This is a genomic window from Porticoccus sp. (assembly GCF_041592135.1).
In the GTDB taxonomy this organism is placed as follows: Bacteria; Pseudomonadota; Gammaproteobacteria; order Pseudomonadales; family Porticoccaceae; genus Porticoccus.
Window position 1 is genome coordinate 1 of sequence record NZ_JBFHQR010000027.1, and the last position, 21,820, is coordinate 21,820.

At 58.4% G+C, this 21,820-nt stretch carries 22 protein-coding genes and 1 pseudogene; 18 read left to right on the top strand and 5 right to left on the bottom strand.

What is annotated here, in order from left to right; genetic code table 11:
* The 11 genes and pseudogenes from ABY948_RS04460 to ABY948_RS04510 all read left to right on the top strand — a co-directional run.
* Positions 1–219, top strand: a pseudogene (locus ABY948_RS04460) (hypothetical protein); the annotation flags it as partial.
* Positions 209–1,144: an ACP S-malonyltransferase gene (fabD, locus tag ABY948_RS04465; protein WP_461481310.1), complete on the top strand. Its 936-nt coding sequence runs from the start codon at positions 209–211 to the stop codon at positions 1,142–1,144. The pseudogene ABY948_RS04460 and the gene fabD, both read left to right, overlap by 11 nt.
* Before the next feature lie 30 nt (positions 1,145–1,174).
* Entirely contained in the window at positions 1,175–1,918 is a 744-nt protein-coding gene (fabG, locus tag ABY948_RS04470; protein WP_461481311.1) for a 3-oxoacyl-ACP reductase FabG, read from the top strand.
* A gap of 171 nt (positions 1,919–2,089) precedes the next feature.
* Positions 2,090–2,326, top strand: coding sequence for an acyl carrier protein (gene acpP, locus ABY948_RS04475; RefSeq protein WP_305168936.1), 237 nt, complete (start codon positions 2,090–2,092; stop codon positions 2,324–2,326).
* 93 nt (positions 2,327–2,419) lie between these two features.
* A complete protein-coding gene (pabC, locus tag ABY948_RS04480) occupies positions 2,420–3,262 on the top strand; it encodes an aminodeoxychorismate lyase (RefSeq protein WP_461481312.1) in 843 nt (280 codons plus the stop codon).
* Positions 3,250–4,281: an endolytic transglycosylase MltG gene (mltG, locus tag ABY948_RS04485; protein WP_461481313.1), complete on the top strand. Its 1,032-nt coding sequence runs from the start codon at positions 3,250–3,252 to the stop codon at positions 4,279–4,281. Before pabC ends, mltG begins: the two co-directional genes overlap by 13 nt.
* A gap of 19 nt (positions 4,282–4,300) precedes the next feature.
* A complete protein-coding gene (gene tmk / locus ABY948_RS04490) occupies positions 4,301–4,942 on the top strand; it encodes a dTMP kinase (protein ID WP_461481314.1) in 642 nt (213 codons plus the stop codon).
* Positions 4,923–5,882 (top strand): DNA polymerase III subunit delta', encoded by a 960-nt coding sequence (gene holB, locus ABY948_RS04495; protein WP_461481315.1) that lies wholly within the window; start codon positions 4,923–4,925, stop codon positions 5,880–5,882. The genes tmk and holB overlap by 20 nt, the downstream gene beginning before the upstream one ends.
* A 110-nt stretch (positions 5,883–5,992) precedes the next feature.
* Positions 5,993–6,346 carry a PilZ domain-containing protein gene (locus tag ABY948_RS04500; RefSeq protein ID WP_461481329.1) on the top strand — a complete coding sequence of 118 codons (354 nt, stop codon included), beginning with the start codon at positions 5,993–5,995 and terminating at the stop codon, positions 6,344–6,346.
* 22 nt (positions 6,347–6,368) lie between these two features.
* A complete protein-coding gene (locus ABY948_RS04505; RefSeq protein WP_461481330.1) occupies positions 6,369–6,899 on the top strand; it encodes a TatD family hydrolase in 531 nt (176 codons plus the stop codon).
* Between the two features lie 50 nt (positions 6,900–6,949).
* A complete protein-coding gene (locus ABY948_RS04510) occupies positions 6,950–7,156 on the top strand; it encodes a TatD family hydrolase (protein WP_461481316.1) in 207 nt (68 codons plus the stop codon).
* Positions 7,157–7,207: 51 nt separating this feature from the next.
* On the opposite strand, the gene ABY948_RS04515 is transcribed toward ABY948_RS04510, so the two are convergent.
* The 4 genes from ABY948_RS04515 to ABY948_RS04530 all read right to left on the bottom strand — a co-directional run bounded on the left by ABY948_RS04515 (position 7,208) and on the right by ABY948_RS04530 (position 13,237).
* Positions 7,208–8,155 (bottom strand): DUF4340 domain-containing protein, encoded by a 948-nt coding sequence (locus tag ABY948_RS04515; RefSeq protein WP_461481317.1) that lies wholly within the window; start codon positions 8,153–8,155, stop codon positions 7,208–7,210.
* Between the two features lie 15 nt (positions 8,156–8,170).
* The gene (locus tag ABY948_RS04520) at positions 8,171–11,089 is read right to left on the bottom strand and encodes a Gldg family protein (RefSeq protein WP_461481318.1); all 2,919 of its coding nucleotides are present in this window, start codon (positions 11,087–11,089) and stop codon (positions 8,171–8,173) included.
* Positions 11,079–12,059 carry an ABC transporter ATP-binding protein gene (locus tag ABY948_RS04525; protein ID WP_461481319.1) on the bottom strand — a complete coding sequence of 327 codons (981 nt, stop codon included), beginning with the start codon at positions 12,057–12,059 and terminating at the stop codon, positions 11,079–11,081. The genes ABY948_RS04520 and ABY948_RS04525 overlap by 11 nt, the downstream gene beginning before the upstream one ends.
* A gap of 284 nt (positions 12,060–12,343) precedes the next feature.
* Positions 12,344–13,237 (bottom strand): DUF4922 domain-containing protein, encoded by an 894-nt coding sequence (locus ABY948_RS04530; RefSeq protein ID WP_461481320.1) that lies wholly within the window; start codon positions 13,235–13,237, stop codon positions 12,344–12,346.
* 155 nt (positions 13,238–13,392) lie between these two features.
* Between ABY948_RS04530 and ABY948_RS04535 the strand changes: the two genes are divergently transcribed.
* From ABY948_RS04535 to ABY948_RS04545, 3 genes are all read left to right on the top strand, one after another.
* Complete coding sequence (locus ABY948_RS04535) at positions 13,393–13,713, top strand: carboxymuconolactone decarboxylase family protein (RefSeq protein WP_461481321.1); 321 nt, start codon at positions 13,393–13,395, stop codon at positions 13,711–13,713.
* A 31-nt stretch (positions 13,714–13,744) separates the two neighbouring features.
* Complete coding sequence (gene trmH, locus ABY948_RS04540) at positions 13,745–14,443, top strand: tRNA (guanosine(18)-2'-O)-methyltransferase TrmH (protein WP_461481322.1); 699 nt, start codon at positions 13,745–13,747, stop codon at positions 14,441–14,443.
* A gap of 137 nt (positions 14,444–14,580) precedes the next feature.
* Positions 14,581–16,356, top strand: coding sequence for an acyl-CoA dehydrogenase (locus ABY948_RS04545; RefSeq protein WP_461481323.1), 1,776 nt, complete (start codon positions 14,581–14,583; stop codon positions 16,354–16,356).
* Between the two features lie 58 nt (positions 16,357–16,414).
* Here ABY948_RS04545 and ABY948_RS04550 read toward each other — a convergent pair whose 3' ends face one another.
* Positions 16,415–17,287, bottom strand: coding sequence for a LysR family transcriptional regulator (locus ABY948_RS04550; protein WP_461481324.1), 873 nt, complete (start codon positions 17,285–17,287; stop codon positions 16,415–16,417).
* A 111-nt stretch (positions 17,288–17,398) separates the two neighbouring features.
* Between ABY948_RS04550 and leuC the strand changes: the two genes are divergently transcribed.
* From leuC to asd, 4 genes are all read left to right on the top strand, one after another.
* Complete coding sequence (gene leuC / locus ABY948_RS04555; protein WP_461481325.1) at positions 17,399–18,820, top strand: 3-isopropylmalate dehydratase large subunit; 1,422 nt, start codon at positions 17,399–17,401, stop codon at positions 18,818–18,820.
* A gap of 10 nt (positions 18,821–18,830) precedes the next feature.
* A complete protein-coding gene (gene leuD, locus ABY948_RS04560; protein WP_461481326.1) occupies positions 18,831–19,478 on the top strand; it encodes a 3-isopropylmalate dehydratase small subunit in 648 nt (215 codons plus the stop codon).
* A 53-nt stretch (positions 19,479–19,531) separates the two neighbouring features.
* The gene (gene leuB, locus ABY948_RS04565; protein ID WP_461481327.1) at positions 19,532–20,605 is read left to right on the top strand and encodes a 3-isopropylmalate dehydrogenase; all 1,074 of its coding nucleotides are present in this window, start codon (positions 19,532–19,534) and stop codon (positions 20,603–20,605) included.
* A gap of 70 nt (positions 20,606–20,675) precedes the next feature.
* The gene (asd, locus tag ABY948_RS04570; protein WP_461481328.1) at positions 20,676–21,791 is read left to right on the top strand and encodes an aspartate-semialdehyde dehydrogenase; all 1,116 of its coding nucleotides are present in this window, start codon (positions 20,676–20,678) and stop codon (positions 21,789–21,791) included.
* Positions 21,792–21,820 lie beyond the last annotated feature (29 nt).

Below are 21,820 nucleotides of genomic sequence, written 5' to 3' on the forward strand. Positions count from 1 at the left end.
AAGCGGCTGCTGAAGCGGGTCGATCCCGCTCAATACAATGGGGCAAGTATGTTGGGGTTGCGCGGGGTAGTGGTGAAAAGCCACGGCAGCGCGACTGAATGGGCGTTTGCCAGAGCCATTGAGGTGGCGGTCGGTGAGGTCGAACGAGATCTGCCCACCCTGATCGAAGGGCGATTGGCGGCAAAAAACAATCAAATAGAGGTAAGCGATGAAAAGTAATCTCGCATTTGTCTTTCCAGGGCAGGGTTCACAAAAGATCGGCATGTTGGCCGAACTGGCCAAACAATATCCGGTGGTGGAGGAAACCTTTGCCGAGGCGTCGGAAGTACTCGGCTACGATCTCTGGAACCTGGTGCAGAATGGCAGTCAGGAAGAGATTACCATGACCGAGCGCACCCAGCCGCTGCTGCTGGCGGCCAGTGTCGCCGTCTGGCGCATCTGGCGCCAGGAAGATGGCGCGCAACCGGCGCTGATGGCCGGCCACAGCCTAGGCGAATGGTCGGCGCTGGTCTGTGCCGGCGTGGTGGCGTTTAAGGATGCGGTGCGGCTGGTGCGCAATCGCGGTGCCTATATGCAGGATGCCGTCGCCCCCGGTGAAGGCGCCATGGCGGCGATCATCGGCCTCGACGATGACAAGATCAGGGCGGTCTGTGCCGAGGCCTGCCAGGGGCAGGAAGTGGCAGCGGTCAACTTTAACTCTCCCGGTCAGGTGGTGATTGCCGGCAATGCCGCTGCGGTGGAGCGGGCAATTGAAGGCTGCAAGGCCGCGGGGGCAAAACGCGCCATGCCGTTGCCCGTCAGCGCGCCTTTCCATACCAGTTTGATGCAACCGGCTGTGGATCGACTGGCTGGCGAGATTATGGCCACCGAATTTTCTGCACCCCGGGTATTGGTGGTTCACAATGTCAATGCCAAAACCGAGAGTGACCCGGCGAAAATCAAGCAGTTGATGATCGAGCAGATCTGCAGTCCGGTACTCTGGGTCGATTGCGTGAATACATTGGCCGCAAATGGGATCGATACCATCGTGGAATGTGGTGCCGGCAAGGTGCTGAGCGGCCTTTGCAAACGCATAGACCGTTCACTGAACAGCTATGCCACCGAGGATAAATTCAGTTTGGCCGAGGCGCTGGCAGCAGTCTGACCGCGGCAACACATTTGAGAGGAGAGCAGTATGAGCTTGCAGGACAAAGTTGCACTGGTGACCGGTGCCAGTAGGGGGATTGGCGCAGCCATTGCCGACAGCCTTGGCGCACAGGGTGCCATTGTGATCGGCACCGCCACCTCCGAGGCGGGGGCCGAAAAAATTTCCGCCCGCTTTGCAGAGAAAGGCATCAACGGTGTGGGCATGTTATTGGACGTAGCCTGTCAGGCCTCGGTCGACAGCTTGATTGCGGCCGTTACCGAGAATTACGGTGCACCGCTGATTCTGGTCAACAATGCGGGTATTACCAAAGACAATCTGCTGATGAGAATGAAGGATGAGGAGTGGTTCGATGTGATCGATACCAATCTCAACTCCATCTACCGCCTCTCCAAAGCCTGTCTGCGGGGCATGACCAAGGCCCGCTGGGGACGCATCGTCAATATCAGTTCCGTGGTGGGGGCCATGGGCAATGCCGGGCAGACCAACTACTGCGCCACCAAGGCGGGCGTGGGTGGCTTTACCCGCTCACTGGCGAAGGAGCTGGGGCCGCGCAATATTACCGTCAATGCCGTCTCCCCCGGTTTTATTGACACGGATATGACCAAGGAGCTCAGCGATGCCCAGCGGGAAGCGATCCTGTCGCAGGTGCCCTTGAGCCGTCTCGGTCAGCCCGAGGAAATTGCCGCAGTGGTCGACTTCCTGGTCAACGACGGTGGCGCCTATGTCACCGGCGAGAACATCCACGTCAATGGCGGTCTTTATATGGCCTAATGGACTGAATCTAAAAGTAATTTTAGGTTTTTGTCGAAAGCGGTTACAGAGTGCGGTATTTGAGGTAAAATGCGCGCCTGACATGCCGTCAATAAACAGATTTCTTGTTGTGGGGTGGTTGTAGGCGCCGTGCAACAGAATACTTCTTAGATACAGGAGAGAATAAATATCATGAGCAGCATCGAAGAACGCGTAGCCAAAATGGTCGCTGAACAACTGGGCGTGAAAGAAGAAGATGTAAAACCCGAGTCTTCTTTTGTTGAAGATCTGGGTGCAGACTCCCTGGATACCGTTGAACTGATCATGGCTCTGGAAGAGGAATTCGATACTGAAATCCCTGATGAAGAAGCCGAGAAAATCGCCACTGTGCAAAACGCGATTGATTATATCAACGCCAATCTTGGCTAATGCTGCCGGGTCGTTGAATAGTAAAAGCCGCTCCTCCGCGAGCGGCTTTTTTTGTTTCTGATTTTTACTCACAAACCGCGCTGATGCCGCCGTATGCGTTCTGACGATCGCCTCTGTCTGGTCAACGGCAACTGGGCTGACAGCGTTCCGGTGCTCGATCGCGGCCTGGCCTATGGTCATGGCCTGTTTGAAACCCTGCGTCTCCACCGCGGCGTGCCGCCGCTGTGGAGCTATCATCTGCAGCGCCTGTCATTGGGGGCGGAGCGTCTGGCGATCAAACTGGATAGCTCCCGCCTGCAGTGCTACCTCGATACCCTGCTGGCCCACTGTCCCGGGGAGGGGGTGATCAAGATCATCTTGACGGCCGGTGTGGGCGGCCGCGGTTACCGGGTTGCCGATGCCCCTGAGCCTCAGTATGTACTGCATTGGTTTCCCACCCCGGCATCCCTGTCTACCTGGTCGCCGCAGGGGCTCTCCCTGACCCTCTGTGGACATCGACTACCCCACAATCCCGGACTCGCTGGGATCAAGCACCTGAATCGCCTGGATCAGGTGTTGGCCCGCATGGAATGGCGGGATGAATTCCAGGAGGGATTAATGCTCGATCAGCGGGGCGGGGTCATAGAGGGGACGACTAGCAACCTGTTCTGTTTGCGCGCGGGACAGTGGCTGACGCCCAGCCTGCACGAATGCGGCGTGGCCGGCGTGATGCGCCAGTATTTGCTGGACAGTCTGTTGCCGGGTATGGGCTTATCCGCCTTTGAAGCGGTAATCAATAGGGATGAACTGCGGGCCATGGATGAATTGTTTGTCTGCAACTCGGTTTCCGGGGTCTGGCCGGTGCGCAGTATAGCGGGCATTGGCAGTTGGCCCGTGGGCGCTGGGGTACAGGTCATTCGCGCCCGACTACAACAGGAATTTCCATGCTACCACTGATCAAGAAAGGGTTATTGCTGCTGTTGTCCCTGGCACTGCTGGTGATGCTGGTGGGCAGCTGGCTGTTGAATCGTTATCTGGATACCCCGCTGACGCTGGACAGTGCCTCTGTCACCATTACCGTTCCCCAGGGCGCCTCCCTGACGGCTCAATCCCACGCGTTGGCGGACACGGGGATGCTCAAATGGCCGCGCTTGTTGACGGCCTACGGACGCTTTAGCCACCAGACGCTGATTAAATCCGGAGAGTACCAGCTGGATCAGGGCGATACGCCCCGCGACCTGCTGCAGATGTGGCTGCGCGGCGAAGTCATTCAATACAGCCTGACCTTCCCTGAAGGCCTGCGGTTTGCCGATTGGCTGCCACTGCTTGCGGACAACCCCAAGATCAGTCGGGTGTTACAGGGTGAAGCCATGGATGAGCTGTTGGTTGAGTTAAACTTGGATGTCGACCATCTGGAGGGCTGGTTCTTCCCGGATACCTACCACTACAGTGCCGGTGACAGTGATCGGGATATTTTGCTCAGGGCTCACGGGCGGATGGTTGCCGTGCTGGATGCCGAATGGCAGGCGCGCGCACCCAATCTGCCTTACGCCAGCCCTTACCAGGCATTGATCATGGCTTCCATCATTGAAAAGGAAACCGGTAATCCCGGCGAGCGGGGCCAGATCGCCGGCGTTTTTGTGCGGCGTTTGCAACAGGGTATGCGCCTGCAGACAGACCCCACTGTTATCTACGGGCTGGGGAGTGAGTACCAGGGCAATATTCGCCGTCAACACCTGCGCCAGCCCGGCGCCTACAACACCTATCTGATTGATGGCCTGCCACCGACGCCCATTGCCATGCCCGGTCGCGAGGCCATCCACGCCGCCCTGCACCCCGAGGAGGGGGACAGCCTGTTTTTTGTTGCCAGGGGTGATGGTAGCCATCAGTTTTCTGCTACCCTCGAGGAACACCAGCAAGCGGTGCGGGAGTTCCAGTTGAAACGGCGCTCGGATTATCGCTCCAGACCACAATAACGGTAACCACGATTCCTGCATGACCTCAAAGAAAGCACAATTTATTACCGTTGAAGGCGGCGAAGGTGTGGGCAAGACCACCAATATGGCCTTTATTCGTCAATGGCTGGATCAGCACGGCATCCCCTATGTGGCCACCCGCGAACCCGGCGGGACCCCCCTGGCCGAGGACATCCGCACACTGCTGGTGAGTCCCAGAGACGAACCGGTAGCGGAGAATACCGAGCTGCTGTTGATGTTTGCCGCCCGCGCCCAGCACCTGGCACAGGTGATCAGACCCGCACTGGCGCGGGGACAGTGGGTACTCTGCGACCGTTTCACCGATGCCACCTACGCCTATCAGGGTGCTGGACGGGGCGTGGCGATGGAGAAAATCGCCCAGCTGGAGGCCCTGGTGCAGGGCGAGTTGCGCCCGGATCTGACCCTGCTGCTGGATATCCCGGTTGATCAGGGGATGGCCCGCGCCAACGGGAGGGGCGCGCCGGATCGTTTTGAGCTGGAAAAGCTGTCGTTTTTCAACGCGGTGCGGGATTGTTATCTGGCCAGGGCTGCGGCAGACCCCAGCCGTTTTTGCCTCATTGATGCAATGCAGTCACTCGAACTGGTCCAGCGGGCCATTGCGGCGGCCCTGCAGCAATTTTTTGAGCGCATTCATGGGTGAGTTCAGTCAAAAAACATCGGCGATGTACTATCCCTGGCAGCACCCTCAATGGCAGATGCTGGACCGGCTGCTTGAGATCGATCGCTTCCCCCACGCCCTGCTGCTCTGTGGTCCGGCGTTTATCGGCAAGCAACACTTTGCCTCGGCACTGGCTGCCCGGCTGCTCTGTGAAAAGCCCCTGGCGGGCTTTGCCTGTGGGCGCTGCAAGCAATGTTTACTCCTCGCCGCCAAGAGCCATCCGGATTTGCTCTGGGTCGGGCCGGAAGAAGAGGGCAAGGCCATCCGCATTGACCCGATCCGGGAGCTCGGCCAGTTTGTCAGCAAAACCGCCCTGCAGGGGGGCAGGAAAGTGGCGGTCATCAGCCCGGCGGAGTCCATGAATCTCAATGCCGCCAACGCGTTGCTGAAAAACCTTGAGGAGCCGACAGCCGGCACCTGTGTCATTCTGGTCTCCCACCAGCTGTCCCGACTGCCGGCTACGGTGCGCAGCCGTTGCCGCCTGCTGACGTTTGCGGTGCCCCCCCTGGCCGAGGTGGAGAGCTGGTTGGCCCAGGTCAGGGGCCGAAAAGGGGATGTCAGTGAGCTGCTGGGCTATGCCGATGGCCGCCCGCTGCTGGCGTTGCGGCTGCTGGAATCGGATCTGCTGGAAAACAGGCGCACCTTTGAACGGCTTCTGGACGAGGTGGCGGCCGGCGAGTTGAATCCGCTGGTGGCCGCTGAAAAATGCCTCGCCAGCCCGCCAGGAATGGCAATTGACTGGCTCTACAGCCGGGTGGCGGCACAGGTCCGCACGGCGGGTGCGACGGGAGCCATGGCCTTGCGGTTTCGCTTTCTGGACAAGTTGGTGCGGGTGAAAAGCCGCTTGCTGGGGTCGGCCAATCCCAATGTCAGCCTGCTCTGGGAGGAGCTGCTGATGGACTGGCAGAGACTTTCCAGGTGATCGGCTGCAAACCCTGATATTGCTTGTCTTGCCGCCATGGCTGGCAAACTGGAATGATCGCTTGTCCCTATAGTACACTTACGAAAATTGCGCTTGGGTTGACTATGAATATGGAAGCATTTGGCGGCAGTGTCAGAAACGGTATTCTGAATCTTGCCATCAAAGACGAACACGCCCTCTATGCGGCCTACATGCCCTTCGTTAAAAACGGCGGGTTATTTATTTGCACCCGTAAACAGTATGCGCTGGGCGACGAAGTTTTTATCCTGCTCGACCTGATGACGGAACCGGAACGCATTCCCGTGACCGGTCGCGTAATCTGGCTTACCCCCAAGGGCCTTGGCGGTAACCGCAAGGAGGGTGTCGGTATTCAGCTGAATGAACGGCACAGCAATATCGTGACTAAAATCGAGGCCTATCTGGCCGGATTGCTGGAATCCGGCAAACCCACCAACACCATGTAAACGGATTGGCTGGTTGCGCGACGTGTTGGTGGACTCCCACTGTCATCTGGATCATCTGGATCTGGCTGACTACCAAAATTCCCTGTCACAGTTACTCGACGCCGCTCGCCAGTGCGGGGTAGGGCAATTCCTGTCGGTGGGCGTCGATCTGGCAACCTCCGCCAGGCTGATCGAAATGGCGCAAAGCTGCCGGGATATCGTCGTATCGGTGGGTGTTCACCCACTGCAACGGGCGTTGCCGCCGCTGCCGACGGTGGCCGAGCTGCTCGGACTCGGGCGCCGGCCCGGGGTTGTCGCCATCGGCGAGACCGGACTCGACAACTACTATGGCCGGGAACAGGCCGACTGGCAGGAACAGAGCTTTATCCATCACCTGCAGGCGGCAGCCCAGCTCGGAAAACCGGTTATCGTGCACACCCGCGACGCGCGCGAGCAGACCCTGGCGCTACTCAGGGCGCACGCCGATACGGAAGTGGGCGGTGTCATCCACTGTTTCACGGAAAACTGGCAGATGGCCAGGGCGGCCATGGACCTGAATTTCCTAATTTCCTAATTTCCTTTTCCGGCATCATTACCTTCCGCAATGCCGCCGAGCTGCGGGAGGTGGTCAGGCAGGTGCCCCTGGAGAACATGCTGGTGGAGACCGATGCGCCCTGGTTGGCGCCGGTGCCCTATCGGGGTAAGCAAAATGAACCCAGGTACGTGCTGGAAGTGGCAAAAATGGTCGCCGAAATCAAGGGGATCAGTTGGCAGGAGGTTGCCGAGGTGACCACGGAAAATTTTCGGAAATGCTTTCTGCGGGCCGGTTGAGGGGATGAGTCCTGGCCATTCGGCAGCGCGACTGCCGAATGGTCGGGGTGTTCAGCTCTGTGCGGTACTCTCCGCACCCTTGTCGGTGTTTTCTTCCGCTGGTTGCTGGTCGGTCAACTGTTTGAGATCCACCTCGGCGATTTTTTCGTAATCGCCCCAGCCGATGGTGAACATCGCATCGTAATCGCTGCGCGTCACGTAGCAGCGTTCCTTGGTCTGGTAAAACTGGTAGGTCAGCGGTTTGTCGGCACCGGCGATTTTGACGGACAGCCGGGCGAAGCCGCTGTTGCTCAAATCGGGCTTCTCGGTAACCAGTTTGCGCACCTGGAGTCCCTGCAGGGCGTAAACAATATCCGCCACCTTGCTGCTGCTGAGTGCGGGGGCTTGCGCTGAAGCGGTCTCCAGTTTCCAGTCATCGCCACTTTTTTGCAGGGAGTAGTCGGCGCCCTGAATGGACTGGACAGATTGGGTGGTCAGCAGGGAGCGGTCAAACCAGTTCTGGTCGCTGGTGATCATGTCCACCAGCTCCAGGGGAACGGCGTAGACGTTGTCATCGCCGTCCATGCGCACATTCAGTTTGTGCAGGCCCGGCGACGAACCGACAATCAGCTTGCCCAGCAGGCGCTCGCCCTGGTAGAACGAGACATAGCGATCTGATTTCTCATCGGTGACTTCAAAGCGCTCATGGCTGGCGCTGGTGGATGCCACTGGCCAGCTGGTTTTCAGTCCCTTGAGTTTTTCCAGCAGCGCCTCGGCATTGCCGTTGACGGTGGGCAGATTGCCCCGTTCGCTCAGCAGCCAGCCGCTGTCGCCCTTGCCCAGGGTAACCTGCTCTTTTTTGTTGCCGATCACGATCTGATCCAGCGCCTGCCAGTCGATGTTTACCAGTGGCTGCGGCAGGTTTTTTTGCAGCTCATTTTGTGCGTTCCAGTAGAGTCCAATTGCCAGTGCCAATTGCATCACCAGTAGGGCGCTTAACCAGGTTTTCATCTTAGTCATCAGGAGTCCCCGCAATTAATTGGCCAAAATATCGAGATAGTACTGTTGGCGGGATTTTTTCCGCCTTCTTTGCAGCAGCGCGATAACCACCAGGGCGAGAATGGCCAGGGCATAGTTCAGGTATTCCCAGAATACTTGGCTGTCGTGCTCCATGGGGGACAGGGTGCGATTGAAGTGGCCGCGCGCACGAATGCTGAGCAAGCCCGAGTCCTCCAGCGCCCAATCCACCGTATTCGACATCAGCTGCATGGGATTGAGGTATTCGCTGCCCGCCGATGAGTTGGCCATGGTCATGGTCTGGTCGCGCAGGAAATCGTTAGAGCTGTAGAGGATAATCCGGGCGGAATCAGCAGAATGCTCGATGACACTGGTGACGGCGGGTGGGGCAGGGTTCTCTGCCGCATCCTTATCCGTACCCTCATTTTCGCCTTCGGCGGGTTGTTCGTCAGTGTCATCCGCGGCCAGCAGGGGCGACTCCTTGCCGGCGAAGTAGGAGGTGAAGCGCCCTTCACTGATAACACCGAGTAATTGCGGGCCGGTTTCCTGTGGCGCCGGGAATTTGGCCATACCGTTGGCGTCGATATCGGGCATGATTTCCATATCGTCAGATGCCCATGCATTCTCGGTGCTGTGAATCAGCTCGGTGATTTTTCGATTGCCCTGTTTTTCTTGGTCAATGGTAATGGGTGAGGCCCACGCCATGGTGACCTGGGGGATATTGCCCGAAATCGGATTATCCTGATTGAGGCCACTTTCCCGGACATCGACAAAGTAGGGGTATTCAATGACACGGATTTCCTGCGACTGATAGCCACCTACATTGCGCACTACAGGCATGGGGAAAGCGGCATTCTGAGTATCCAGCACCAACTTATCCGCGACGTTAAGACCGTGGAATGACAACCAGTCCTGGAAGCTGCCCTGCAGTTTGGCGACGCCCAGGCCTTGTTGGGTAAGTGTGGTGGTAAAGGGTGATGCGGACGCAATTACCGAGCCCCCCTTCATGAGGAACTGATCGATGGCGAAAAGCTCTTTGTCTTCGAGATTGTTAGGCGCCGCAACAATCAGGATGTCTACTTCTGCAGAAACGCTGCCATCGCTGAGATCTTCGTCCACCACATTCATATCTGCGGCAAGGGTGTCCCCCAGCAGGGTGAAGTGTGGCACGGTAATGCCATATTGCTCCATTTTGGGATCGACCTTAGGAACCACCATCGCGACTGTCTTGGTGATGCCGGAGGCAAAGCGCTTGAGGCCAGTTTTTACATTGCGCTCAAAGCTTTCCTTGCTGGCGTCCTCGATAGATACCTGGACTACCTGGCCATCTTGCTCCAGCGTCATATAAAAATAGAAGTGATCCTGGGACCATTGATCGGCAGCCATTGGCTGAAAGCCGTATCGTTTGCCAATCATCCGGGCCACGGCGCCGCCGTTGGCTTCAGGATCATAAAAATTCACTTTCAATCGGTCGCCGGCATCCTGACGCAGCTGCTCAGTCACTTCCTCAACAGCTTTGCGGAATTCAACCAGTTGCTCTGGCAAAAGTTGTCCTGCCGAAACAAAGGCATTAAACGTGACGGTGCCATCGACAAGGTCAAACAGGTTGTTGCCGCCACGGTAACTGTTGAGTACTTTTTTGATGCTCCGGGTGAGGTCATATTCCGGGTTGCGGAGCTGGACTTCGAGGTCATTGTCGCCACGGGATTTTACTTCGATCAGATCCTGGAAGCCGAGGGTCTGGAACTCGTCGCCGTAGTTCACCAGAATATTGAAGTAGGAGTTGACGATGGCTGACTGATAGCGGTCGGCCACTTGCAGGGGCGTCGCTCGAATACCGTATTTCTTATTGGCTTCTTCTTCCAGTGATGGATCGCTTACCGGGTCGATAAATTCCACTTTCACCTTGCCGTGACCGGCGATCTCATATTCGCGAATCAGGTCTTTGATCTGTGGCACCAGGGGTGCCAGCAGGGGTGAGGTCTTGCTGCTGAAATAGCCGCGAATCAGTAGTGGTTCCTGCAACTGGTTGAGGTAATTCAACGTTGCTTCAGAAATGGAGTATTGGTTGCCCTCAGTGGTGTCAATGCGCAACAAGTTGACCTGTCCCAGCCACAGGTTGGCACAGATGGCGTTGGCCAGCAGCAGGCCAGTGACGGCGCGCCAGGTTTGATGGTTGGGTGTGTTTTTCTGATTCGCCCAGCGCTCCTTCTCAAGGAAGAACGTGTTCAGGGCGAGAAAGGCAATGATGATGCTCAAGTAGTAGTAGAGATCCCGAACATCAATCACCCCGCGGGTAATGGAATCAAAGCGAGACCCCGTGCCCAGGGTGCGCAGCCACTCGCCGGCAATGTTGCCAAAGAAGTCAGTGATGACGGATGTTCCCACCAGATAAAAGAGACCGCAGAGGGCGACGGCGCAAATCAAGCTGATAATCTGGTTGTCACTGCGGGCTGACACAAACAGTCCGATGGAGAGGTACGCGGCACCCAGCAGGAAGGTTGCCAGGTAACCTGCCCACACCGGGCCCCAATCCAGCTGGCCCATTTGCGCTACCGTTAGGGGCAGTGGCAGGGTGATCAACAGGGCAATAGCCAGCAATACCAGGCAGCCGACGAATTTGCCCATGACAAAGTGCCACAGGGGTAGCGGTTGGGTCAGAATGTGTTCGAGTGTGCCGGTGCGCCGCTCTTCACTCCACAGGCGCATGGTGAGTGTGCTGGTGAGAAATATCAGCAGCACTGGCATCCATTCAAAGAGTGGCCGGACATCGGTGATATTGCGGGAGAAAAAAGATTCTCCCCAGAAAAAGATAAACAGGCTGATGCCCGCAAAAGTCGCCAGGAAAAGGTACGCAATAGGCGAAGCAAAGAACAGTGAGACTTCCTTGGCGGCAATGCGACGAATCATTGGCAAGTGTTTTTGATCAGGCTGCATCTTTTGCCTCCTCAGTAGTAGCGCGCATGGGCGCTGAATTCACTTCTCTGAACAGGGTTTCAAGATCGCGGCGCTCTTCGCCGATGCCATACACCTCGGCACCTGCATCGATCAGGGTTCTGGAGATAACAGCGCCAAGTTGCAAATGGTCGGTGGCGTCCTCCACTGCGACCCGGTAACGGTGTACTTGTGCCCCTGCCTTTGTGCTGCCTTCAGCCGATGTTTCAATGCCGAGAATACCGGGCTGGTTAACGAGTAGAGAATTCAAGGCGGAATAGTCGAGCGAAGTGGCGATCAAGAGACTGTTGCTTTTCTTCAGTTCCTCGAGGCTGGTATCCACTGCCAGCTCGCCGTTGCGGATGATCAACACGCGGTCACAGATGGCATCCACTTCTTGCATGATGTGAGTGGACAGGATCACCGTTGCTTGATTTGACAGCTCGTGAATGAGTTCGCGCATCTGCTGGGTCTGGGTGGGGTCGAGGCCGTTGGTCGGTTCGTCGAGAATCAGCAGGCGAGGCTTGCCGAGAATGGCCTGGGCCACGCCAACCCGCTGTTTGTAGCCCCGGGACAGCGTGGCAATGGGGGCGAGCAGCTTCTCCAGCAGGTCGGTAGCCTGGATCACCCGTTTGATTTCGTCGATTTTGTCCTGTCCGCTCAGCCCCTTCATGTCACCGGCGTAATCCAGGTAGTCGGCCACGGTCATTTCGGGGTAGATGGGCAGATTTTCCGGCAGGTAGCCGATGCTGCGCTGTGCCAGTTTGGGAGCCAGCTGCAGGTCGATACTGTCAATTTTGATGGCGCCCTCATTGGGCTCAAGGTAACCGCTGATCATTTTCATGATGGTGGTTTTGCCGGCGCCGTTGTGGCCGAGTAAGCCGACGATTTCACCCTGACCTATCTTAAAGCTGACATTGTCAACGGCCTTGAACTCACCATAAAAGCGAGTTAACTGGCTCACTTCCAGCATGTTGTTCTCCTGCAATGGGTTAACATTTTTTATTCTGCTTGATTGAGGTGCAAATTAAGGTTTGCGGGCTCCGGGGGGCGGGCGAGCCGTGCGAGATCGTAACTGCAAGTCAAAGTCTTTTAGCATTGTTATGGCAATCTTTTTACATGAATTCCGGTGTTGGCCCGACCGTGACATGGAAACAATGTCTGGTTATCGGGGTCATTCGCTTAAATTCAAGGGATGGGATCATAACAGAGGGGGTATGGCGGTAAAAGTTCCCAAAAAATTACTTCCGCTACGCCCTAGCCCAGGCCGACTGCCCTGAGCAGTGGCAGGCAGCCAAGCTGCTGCAATTCCTGCAATTGTTGTTGATGTTTGACCAGCAGCGTACCGGCAAATCCCAGGGCATTGACGGCAAGGCCTCTAAAGTGCTCACAGCGGCGCGGCACCACCCACAGATACTCCCGGGTCATCAACAGATTGTGGGGCGGCGCAAGCCGGTCGTCGCCGGGCAGCAGGTGCAGTTGTTCTGTCATGCGCCGATAGTTGGTCAAGTTTGTCTCGGCGCAGGCCTCGGGGTCGCCCCCAAATGCCGTGGTCGTGATGAGGTGGGCCACCGGCAGGGGTGAGCTGAGTAGCTGGCCGGGCCGAAGGGGCAGGCGGGCGAACGGCTGGTGTAGCGGAAACGGACCGTTGTCGGCGAGAGGGAGCGGTACCATTTGCAGGTGCTTGTGGGTAATGCTGGCCCCCGCCGCGGGTCCGCCATTGTAAAACACCAGGCCGTTGCAGGCTTCCAGGCACAGCTGTGCCGCCAGGAAATCTTCCCGGTTCAGTGGTTCCAACTGGGTGGCAAAGTGCCGGGTCACCATCAGGATGTGGTGGGCCATGACATTGAATTTGTTGAGCAGGCAGCGGTAGTGATCTGTCAGCTCCCCCACATACAGCTCGGGGTCGTGGGGCAGGAACGGATTGAAGTCCTCGGCGGCGGGCGTCTGTGCCGCGCGCTGTTTGAGTTCCGCCGATTTGCGGGCGAGATTCTCCACGACCCTTATCTGAAAGCAGATGTCGGTGTCGCCCAGGGATTCCCGCTGTGCCTGGGTACAGGTCGGGATGGAGTGCAGCGCCCCGGAAGCCGTGGCGGATGCCGTAACGCCCATGACCTGTCGCCAGAGTTGTTCGCCCCTCAGGTAGTTCAAGTCGATCACCCTTCATTAACTGTTTCATCCGCAGCGGATTTTCATGCCGCCCGGGGACGATTGTGCGTTGGCCGTTTTCTGCTCGCAAGTGCTCCCGGCTGGCCCTGAGTCACTATACTCACATTGGTTGCAGCCATTACAGGGGAGTGCAGGACATGACGGAGAAAAACCTGCCGGGTACCTATTCCCGGTTTGCCGCAAAATACCCGGATCTCGCCGGGGCCGTGGAGGCCCTGGGCAGCACTGCCAAGGAGCTGGGTCCACTGGATGAGAAAACCGCCCAGCTCATTCAGTTGGCGGCGGCGGCCAGCATCCGCTCAGAAGGGGCGGTGCACAGTCACGCCCGCCGCGCCCTGGCCGCCGGTGCCACCGAGGCAGATGTACATCACGCCCTGATCCTGCTGGTCAGCACCATTGGCTTTCCTGCCGTCATGGCGGCAATCAGCTGGGCAGACGATATTATCGATCCGGTGTAAGTTGGGCGGCGGCCTGGCCTATAATGGCCTGATGACACCCGAGCGCTACCAGAAAATTGTCGATGTTCTCAATCGGCGTCAACCGGACCTGACGGTCATCACCGATCAGGTTCACAAGGGCCAGAACCTTTCTGCCATTATCCGCACCTGTGATGCCGTCGGTATTCATCAAGTGCACGCCGTTTACGACAAGGGGCGCTTCCGCCCCCATACCGGCACCGCGATGGGCTCACAAAAATGGGTCAAAACCAGGGTTCACCGGGAAATTGAAACACCCATTGAGCAATTGCAGCAGCAGGGGTTTCAGGTGCTGGCCGCCCATTTGGACGATCGCGCGATGGATTACCGGGAGGTGGATTACACCCGCCCCACGGCCCTTTTGCTCGGCGCTGAAAAGATCGGGGTGAGTGCGGAGGCCTCGGCTCGGGTCGATGGTTGCGTCGTCGTGCCGATGATGGGCATGGCGGAGTCCTTCAATGTCTCGGTGGCCTGCGCCATTATTCTGGCCGAAGCGCAGCGGCAGCGTTTTGCCGCCGGGCTCTATGGCCGGGGCCGCCTGCCGCAGGAGGAATACCGGCAGCTATTGTTTGAGTGGTGCCAGCCGGTTATTGCGCGTTTTTGCCGCGACCGGGGTATCCCGTATCCTGCCCTGGACGATACCGGGCACCTGCTGGAGCCGCAGGCATTCTCACAACTGACCCGCCGCACAGGCTCCCTTCAAAACTGTTGATCGGGGCTTTCCCCTGTGGAACTCACGAGTCACAGAACACCGTGGGCATTTTTCCGCAAAGGGATAGAATCCTCCTCCGAACAGGCTATCTTTAAGCACAAGCTTGCCTATAACAGCACCAGCCAAAGGGGTGGACGATGACGGTATACAAAGCTCCCGTAGACGAAATGAGTTTCCTGTTGAATCAGGTTCTCGGCATGGATGAAATTGCCCAGCTGCCGGGGTTTGAAGAGGCAACGCCGGACATGGTGGACGCGATCCTGACTGAAGCCGCCCGTTTTTTTGGCGAGGTGGTGGCGCCAACCAATCAGCCTGCCGACCGGCAGGGTTCCAGGCTGGAGGGCACCAGAGTGGTGACGGCTCCGGCACTCGACGGCATTTATCGGCAGATGACGGAAGCGGGCTGGACCAGCCTGACCGGCGATGTGAATTACGGCGGCCAGGGCATGCCGATGCTGCTGGCCGTGGCGGTGGACGAGATGAGTCAGTCCGCCAACATGTCGTTCGGCTTGTGCCCGATGCTGACCAAGGGCGTAGTGACTGCCCTGAGTATCTACGGCGATGATGCACAGAAAGATATCTACCTGCCGAAACTGATCTCAGGAGAATGGGCCGGCACCATGAACCTCACCGAGCCCCAGGCGGGGTCTGATCTGGCCGCGGTGCGCACCCGGGCGGTACCCCAGGGGGATCACTACTTGCTCAGCGGCCAGAAGATCTTCATCACCTGGGGCGATCACGAATACACCGACAATATTGTCCACCTGGTACTGGCGCGGACCCCGGATGCCCCGGAAGGGGTCAAGGGTATCTCCCTGTTTGTGGTGCCGAAGTTCCTGATCAATGAAGATGGCAGCTCCGGTGAGCGCAACGACGTGTACTGCGTCGGTCTGGAACACAAGATGGGCATTCACGCCAGCCCCACCTGCTCGCTGTCGTTCGGTGACAATGGCGGTGCGGTGGGCTACCTGGTGGGCGAGGAAAACCAGGGCTTGGTGTACATGTTTGCGATGATGAATGAAGCGCGCCTGGCGGTGGGCCTGCAGGGTGTTTCCATCAGTGAGCGGGCCTACCAGCAGGCGGTGGCCTACGCCAAGGATAGGGTGCAGGGCAGTGCGCCGGGGGAACCGAAAGCCACCATTATTCACCATCCGGATGTGCGTCGCATGCTGATGCAGATGAGGGCCTTGACCGAGGGCGCCCGGGCACTGGCCTACTGTTCAATGGCCCATGAAGACCGGGTCCATAAACTGGAGGATCTCGAGCAGGCCGACTATCACCGCCGTCGAGTAGATATTCTGACGCCGCTGGTGAAAGGCTGGTGTACCGAAATTGGCATGGAGGTGACGTCACTCGGTGTACAGGTGCACGGCGGCATGGGCTTTGTGGAGGAAACCGGTGCCGCCCAGCACATGCGCGACGCCCGTATCCTGCCGATCTATGAGGGCACCAATGGTATCCAGGCCATGGATCTGGTGGGTCGAAAAATTGCCCGGGACAAGGGAGTATCGGCGTCCGAATTGATGAAAGATCTGGCTCCGGTCGCAGCGGAGGCCCGTGAAGCCGGCCTCGAGGTGATGGCGGATGCCCTGGAATCCTCTCTGGCTGCCTGTCAGCAGGCGCTGGAAGTCCTGTTCAGCAACGCCCGTGAGGACTGGACCGCTCCCGGTGCCGCCGCCTACAACCTGCTGATGTTGATGGGCACCAGCGTGGCCGGCGCGCTGCTGGCCAAAAGTGCGGCGGTGGCCACCCGGCTGAACGGTGCTGGCAAGGGCAACCCTGTCTTTAATCGCAACAAGGTCGCCACCGCCAACTTCTTTGCCGAGCAGATCATGCCGCGCAACCAGGCGTATCTGGCGGCCATCAAGGCGGGATCCGCCTCGGTGATGGCACTGGATATTGACGCCTTCTAAAGGCCGTCCCTCCCCGTGACCTAGTATGAAAAAACCGCCGCTGCTGTCGGCGGTTTTTTTATGAGGTTTCCCTGTCCAGCAGCTGGATAAATGCCCTGGCGGCGTTGGACAGGCTTTTTTCACGGTGGTGGATATAGCCCAGCTGCCGCTCGATATGGACGCCGGGGATGTCGATGGCCCGCAGGCCAGCTTCTAGCATACTCTCCGGCAGCAGGCTCCAGCCCAGCCCGATACTGACCATCATTTTGATGGTTTCCAGATAGTTGGTGGCCATGGTGGCCGGCAGCGGCACCCGCTGTTCCTCGAATACGGCCCGCGCCATGCGACCGGTATAGGTGCCGAGTCCCGGCAGAATTGCCGGGTGGTTGCAGAGCGTCTGTAGGCTGGGGTGCGGCTCATCCGTCAGCGGATGGTCGTCGGCCACCATAAACACCAGCGGGTCCGGCCAGATGATGCGGGCCTCTATCTTCGGGTGGGGTTGCGGTGCCAGGGTGATCACCGCCACTTCAAAGTGCCCCTGCAGAATGCCCTCGTAGGCCTTTTCCGAATCCATAAAGTCCACATCGATGGTCACAGAAGGGTGTTGCTGGGCAAATTGCTTGAGGATCGGCGGCAAACGGTGCAGGCCGATATGATGGCTGATGGCCAGTCGCAGCCTGCCGCTGATCGCTCCGGACAAGTCGTGGATGGCCTGGCGGGTGTCGGCAAAGGCCTGCAGGATGCGATGGGCCCGGGGCAGCAGGGCTTCGCCGGCCTCGGTCAGTGTCACGCTGCGGGCAATGCGATCAAACAACCGGCAGCCAAGAATGTCCTCAAGCTGGGCGATGCGCTTGCTGACCGCCGGCTGGGTGACGTGGATACGCTCCGCCGCCACGGAGAAGGAGCCGCTTTCGGCGACGGCAATGAAGGCTTCGAGTAACTGGGTGTCCATAAGGTGCAGTATACGAATTCCACATTGGAATCGAAACGATAAAAAATATGAATTCGTGTTATTTGTAATTGTTGGCTAAAATATCGCCATTCACGTTAGCTGGAAGAGACGATGGCTGGAAAAACGCTTTACGACAAACTCTGGGATGCGCACCTGGTTAAACAGCGCGAGGACGGCTCCGCACTGATCTATATCGATCGCCATATTTTGCATGAGGTGACGTCACCCCAGGCCTTTGAAGGGCTGCGTCTGGCCGGCCGCAAACCCTGGCGGCTGGATGTGAACGTGGCGACGCCGGACCACAATATTTCCACCGATTCGGCAGAGCGCGCCGCGGGGGTGGACGCCATCCCGGATGAGACCTCGCGCATTCAGGTCAAGACCCTGGATGAGAACTGCGACTATTTCGGTATCCGCGAGTTCAAGATGAACGAGATGGGGCAGGGCATCGTGCATGTGATGGGTCCGGAACTGGGCGCCTCGCTGCCGGGTATGACCGTGGTCTGCGGCGACTCCCACACCGCCACCCACGGCGCTTTTGCCTGCCTGGCCCACGGTATCGGCACTTCCGAGGTGGAGCACGTGCTGGCCACCCAGTGTTTGGTCACCCAAAAAATGAAAAACATGCTGATCCTCGTGGATGGCACCCTGGGTGCCGGTGTCACCGCCAAGGATGTGGTGCTGGCCATCATCGGCGAAATCGGCACGGCCGGCGGTACCGGTTATGCCATTGAGTTTGCCGGTCAGGTGTTCCGGGATATGTCCATTGAAGGCCGCATGACCGTTTGCAACATGGCGATTGAAGCCGGTGCCCGGGTCGGTATGGTGGCAGTGGATGACAAATCCATTGATTACTTCAAGGGGCGCCGTTTTGCCCCGACGGGTAAGATGTGGGAGCAGGCGGTCGAATACTGGCGGACGTTACAAAGTGACGCTGACGCCGCGTTTGATGCGGTGGTCGAGCTGGATGGCAGCGCCATTGTGCCCCAGGTGAGCTGGGGTACCTCGCCAGAGATGGTGGCACCGGTGACCGGTACCATTCCCCGCGCCGAAGATGAAACCGACCCGACCAAGCGTCAGGGCATTGAGCGGGCGCTGAAATACATGGGATTGCAGGGTGGTACGCCGATCACCGATATTCCGGTAGATCGGGTATTTATCGGCTCCTGTACCAACTCCCGTATCGAAGACCTGCGGGCCGCGGCCGCTGTCGCCAAGGGCCGCCAAGTGGCCAGTTCGGTGAAACAGGTGCTGGTGGTGCCTGGTTCCCAGATGGTGAAAGCCCAGGCCGAGGCGGAAGGTCTCGATAAAATCTTTATCGCTGCCGGCATGGACTGGCGCGAGCCGGGCTGCTCCATGTGCCTGGCCATGAATGCAGACCGGTTGGGAGCGGGGGAGCACTGTGCCTCCACCTCCAACCGCAACTTTGAGGGGCGCCAGAGCAACGGCGGGCGCACCCACCTGGTGAGTCCGGCGATGGCGGCAGCGGCTGCCATTGCCGGTCATATCACCGACGTTCGCACACTGGATTGAGGAGGCTGCCGTGAGAGCTTTTACCGTACACAAGGGGTTGGTGGCGCCCATGGATCGCGCCAATGTCGATACCGACATGATCATTCCCAAGCAGTTCCTGAAATCCATCAAGCGCAGCGGTTTCGGTCCCAACCTGTTCGACGAGTTGCGTTACCTGGACGAAGGGCAGCCGGGACAGGATTGTGCCAACCGCCCGCTGAACCCGGACTTTCCGCTCAACTGGCCTCGCTATCAGGGGGCGTCGGTGTTGCTGGCCCGGGAGAATTTCGGTTGTGGCTCGAGCCGCGAGCACGCCCCCTGGGCGCTGGATGACTACGGTTTTCGTGCCATCATTGCCCCGAGCTATGCGGATATATTCTTTAACAACTGCTTTAAGAATGGCTTGTTACCAATTGTTTTTGAAGAAAATGTTGTTGATTGCCTCTTTAAGGAGGCTGAGGCGACAGAGGGCTATAAACTGACTGTCGACCTGGCGCGCCAGGTGGTTGTCAAACCCTCGGGCGAAGAGCTGCCATTTGAGATCGATGAGTTCCGCAAGCACTGCCTGCTGGAGGGGCTCGACGAAATTGGCCTGACCCTGGTGGAGGCAGACGCGATCCACAGCTACGAAGCCCAGCGCGAAAAAGCTTGCCCCTGGCTGTTTCATGCCATCAAGTAGGGCCATCAAGTAAAGTCATGAAAAAAGGCCATCAAGTAGAGGAAGCCGGTTAAATGAGCAAGAAGGTATTGATTCTCAAGGGCGACCATATCGGCCCGGAGATTGTCGACGAAGCGGTCAAGGTGTTGACCAGGGTTAACGAGAAGTTTGGTCTGGACCTGGAGTTTGAGGAAGGGCTGCTGGGCGGCGCCGCCTATGATGCGGTGGGTGACCCCTGCCCGGATGAGACCCTGGAAAAAGGCCGCCGCAGCGATGCCATTCTGATGGGCTCCGTCGGTGGTCCGGAGTGGGATGGGCTGGAGCGCCATTTGCGCCCGGAAAAGGGCCTGCTGAAGTTGCGCTCCGGGCTGAAATTGTTCGGCAACCTGCGCCCTGCGATCCTGTATCCGCAGTTGGCGGACGCTTCCTCTCTCAAGCCGGAGATCGTCGCCGGCCTGGATATCCTGATCGTACGGGAGCTGACCGGCGGTATCTATTTTGGTGAACCCCGCGGCATCCGCGTGCTGGAAAACGGTGAGCGCGAAGGTTATAACACCTACAAGTATTGCGAGTCGGAAATCCGCCGCATCGGCAAGGTGGCCTTCGAGGCCGCCATGGTGCGCGACCGCCGGGTCTGTTCCGTGGACAAGGCCAATGTGTTGGAGGCCACCGTGCTGTGGCGCGAAATCATGGAAGAGGTGGCGAAGGACTATCCCGAGGTGGAACTGAGCCATATGTACGTGGACAACGCCGCCATGCAGCTGGTGAAGGCGCCCAAGCAGTTCGATGTGGTGGTCACCGGCAACATGTTCGGCGACATCCTGTCCGATGCGGCGGCGATGCTCACCGGTTCCATCGGCATGCTGCCCTCCGCGTCGCTGGACAAGGATGGCAAGGGCTTGTACGAGCCCTGTCACGGTTCGGCACCAGATATCGCCGGCCAGGGCGTCGCCAACCCGTTGGCGACCATCCTGTCTGCCGCGATGATGCTGCGCTACTCACTCGACGCCCCGGAAGCGGCCGTTGCCATTGAACAGGCGGTCAGTCATGTGCTGGATCAAGGTCTGCGCACCCCGGATATCTATACTAGCGGTACTACCCTGGTGGGTACCGTCGAGATGGGTAACGCCGTGTTGGCGGCACTTTGACAGATCGCCGCAGGTGCACGGATTATCCGAAGTTATTTGTGAAAAAGTATTTTTAACAGGTTGAATCTAAATGAAAAAGGTTGGTTTTGTAGGTTGGCGAGGCATGGTGGGTTCGGTGTTGATGGATCGCATGCAGCAGGAAAATGATTTTGCCCTCATTGAGGCTGTTTTCTTTACCACTTCCCAGCTGGGTCAACCCGGTCCGGACGTGGGGGCGGAAGTGCCGCCGTTGCAGGATGCGCGGGATGTTAGCGCACTGGCCAAAATGGACATCATCATCACCTGCCAGGGTGGTGATTACACCAAGGCCATCTACCCCGAGCTGCGCAAGTCCGGCTGGGATGGCTACTGGATCGACGCGGCTTCTGCGCTGCGCATGGCGGATGATGCCCTGATTATTCTGGATCCGGTCAACCTGAGTGTGATCAAGGATGGCATTGCCGGCGGCATTAAAAACTTTGTCGGTGGCAACTGCACCGTCAGCCTGATGCTGATGGCCATGGGTGGGTTGTTCAACCGCGGTCTGGTGGAATGGACTTCGGCCATGACCTATCAGGCAGCCTCCGGCGCCGGTGCCCAGAATATGCGCGAGCTGATTGCCCAGATGGGTGCCATTGAGCAATCCGTGGCCGCGGAACTGGCCGATCCCGCCTCCGCGATTCTGGATATCGACCGCAAGGTGGTGGCCGCCATGCGCAGCGACAGTTTTCCGACTGAACACTTCGGCGCTCCCCTGAGTGGCAGCCTGCTGCCCTGGATTGACGTGCAACTGGAGAGCGGTCAGAGCAAGGAGGAGTGGAAGGGCCAGGCGGAAACCAACAAGATTCTCGGCCGCTCTGGCGACACCCTGATCCCGGTGGATGGTATCTGCGTGCGTATCGGCGCGATGCGCTGTCACAGCCAGGCGCTGACGGTCAAATTGACTCAGAATGTGCCCCTGGATGAGATCGAAGCCATGCTGGCGGAGGCCAATGACTGGGTGCGGGTCATCCCCAATGATCGCACAGCCAGTCTCAGAGAGCTGACGCCGGCTGCCGTCACCGGCAACCTCCATGTGCCGGTAGGGCGCCTGCGCAAGATGAACATGGGTGACAACTACCTGGCGGCCTTTACCGTGGGCGACCAGCTGCTTTGGGGCGCCGCAGAGCCGCTGCGCCGCATGCTGCGGATTTTGCTGGAGGGCTAGGCCTCCGGCAAATGCCATTCCGGGCACCC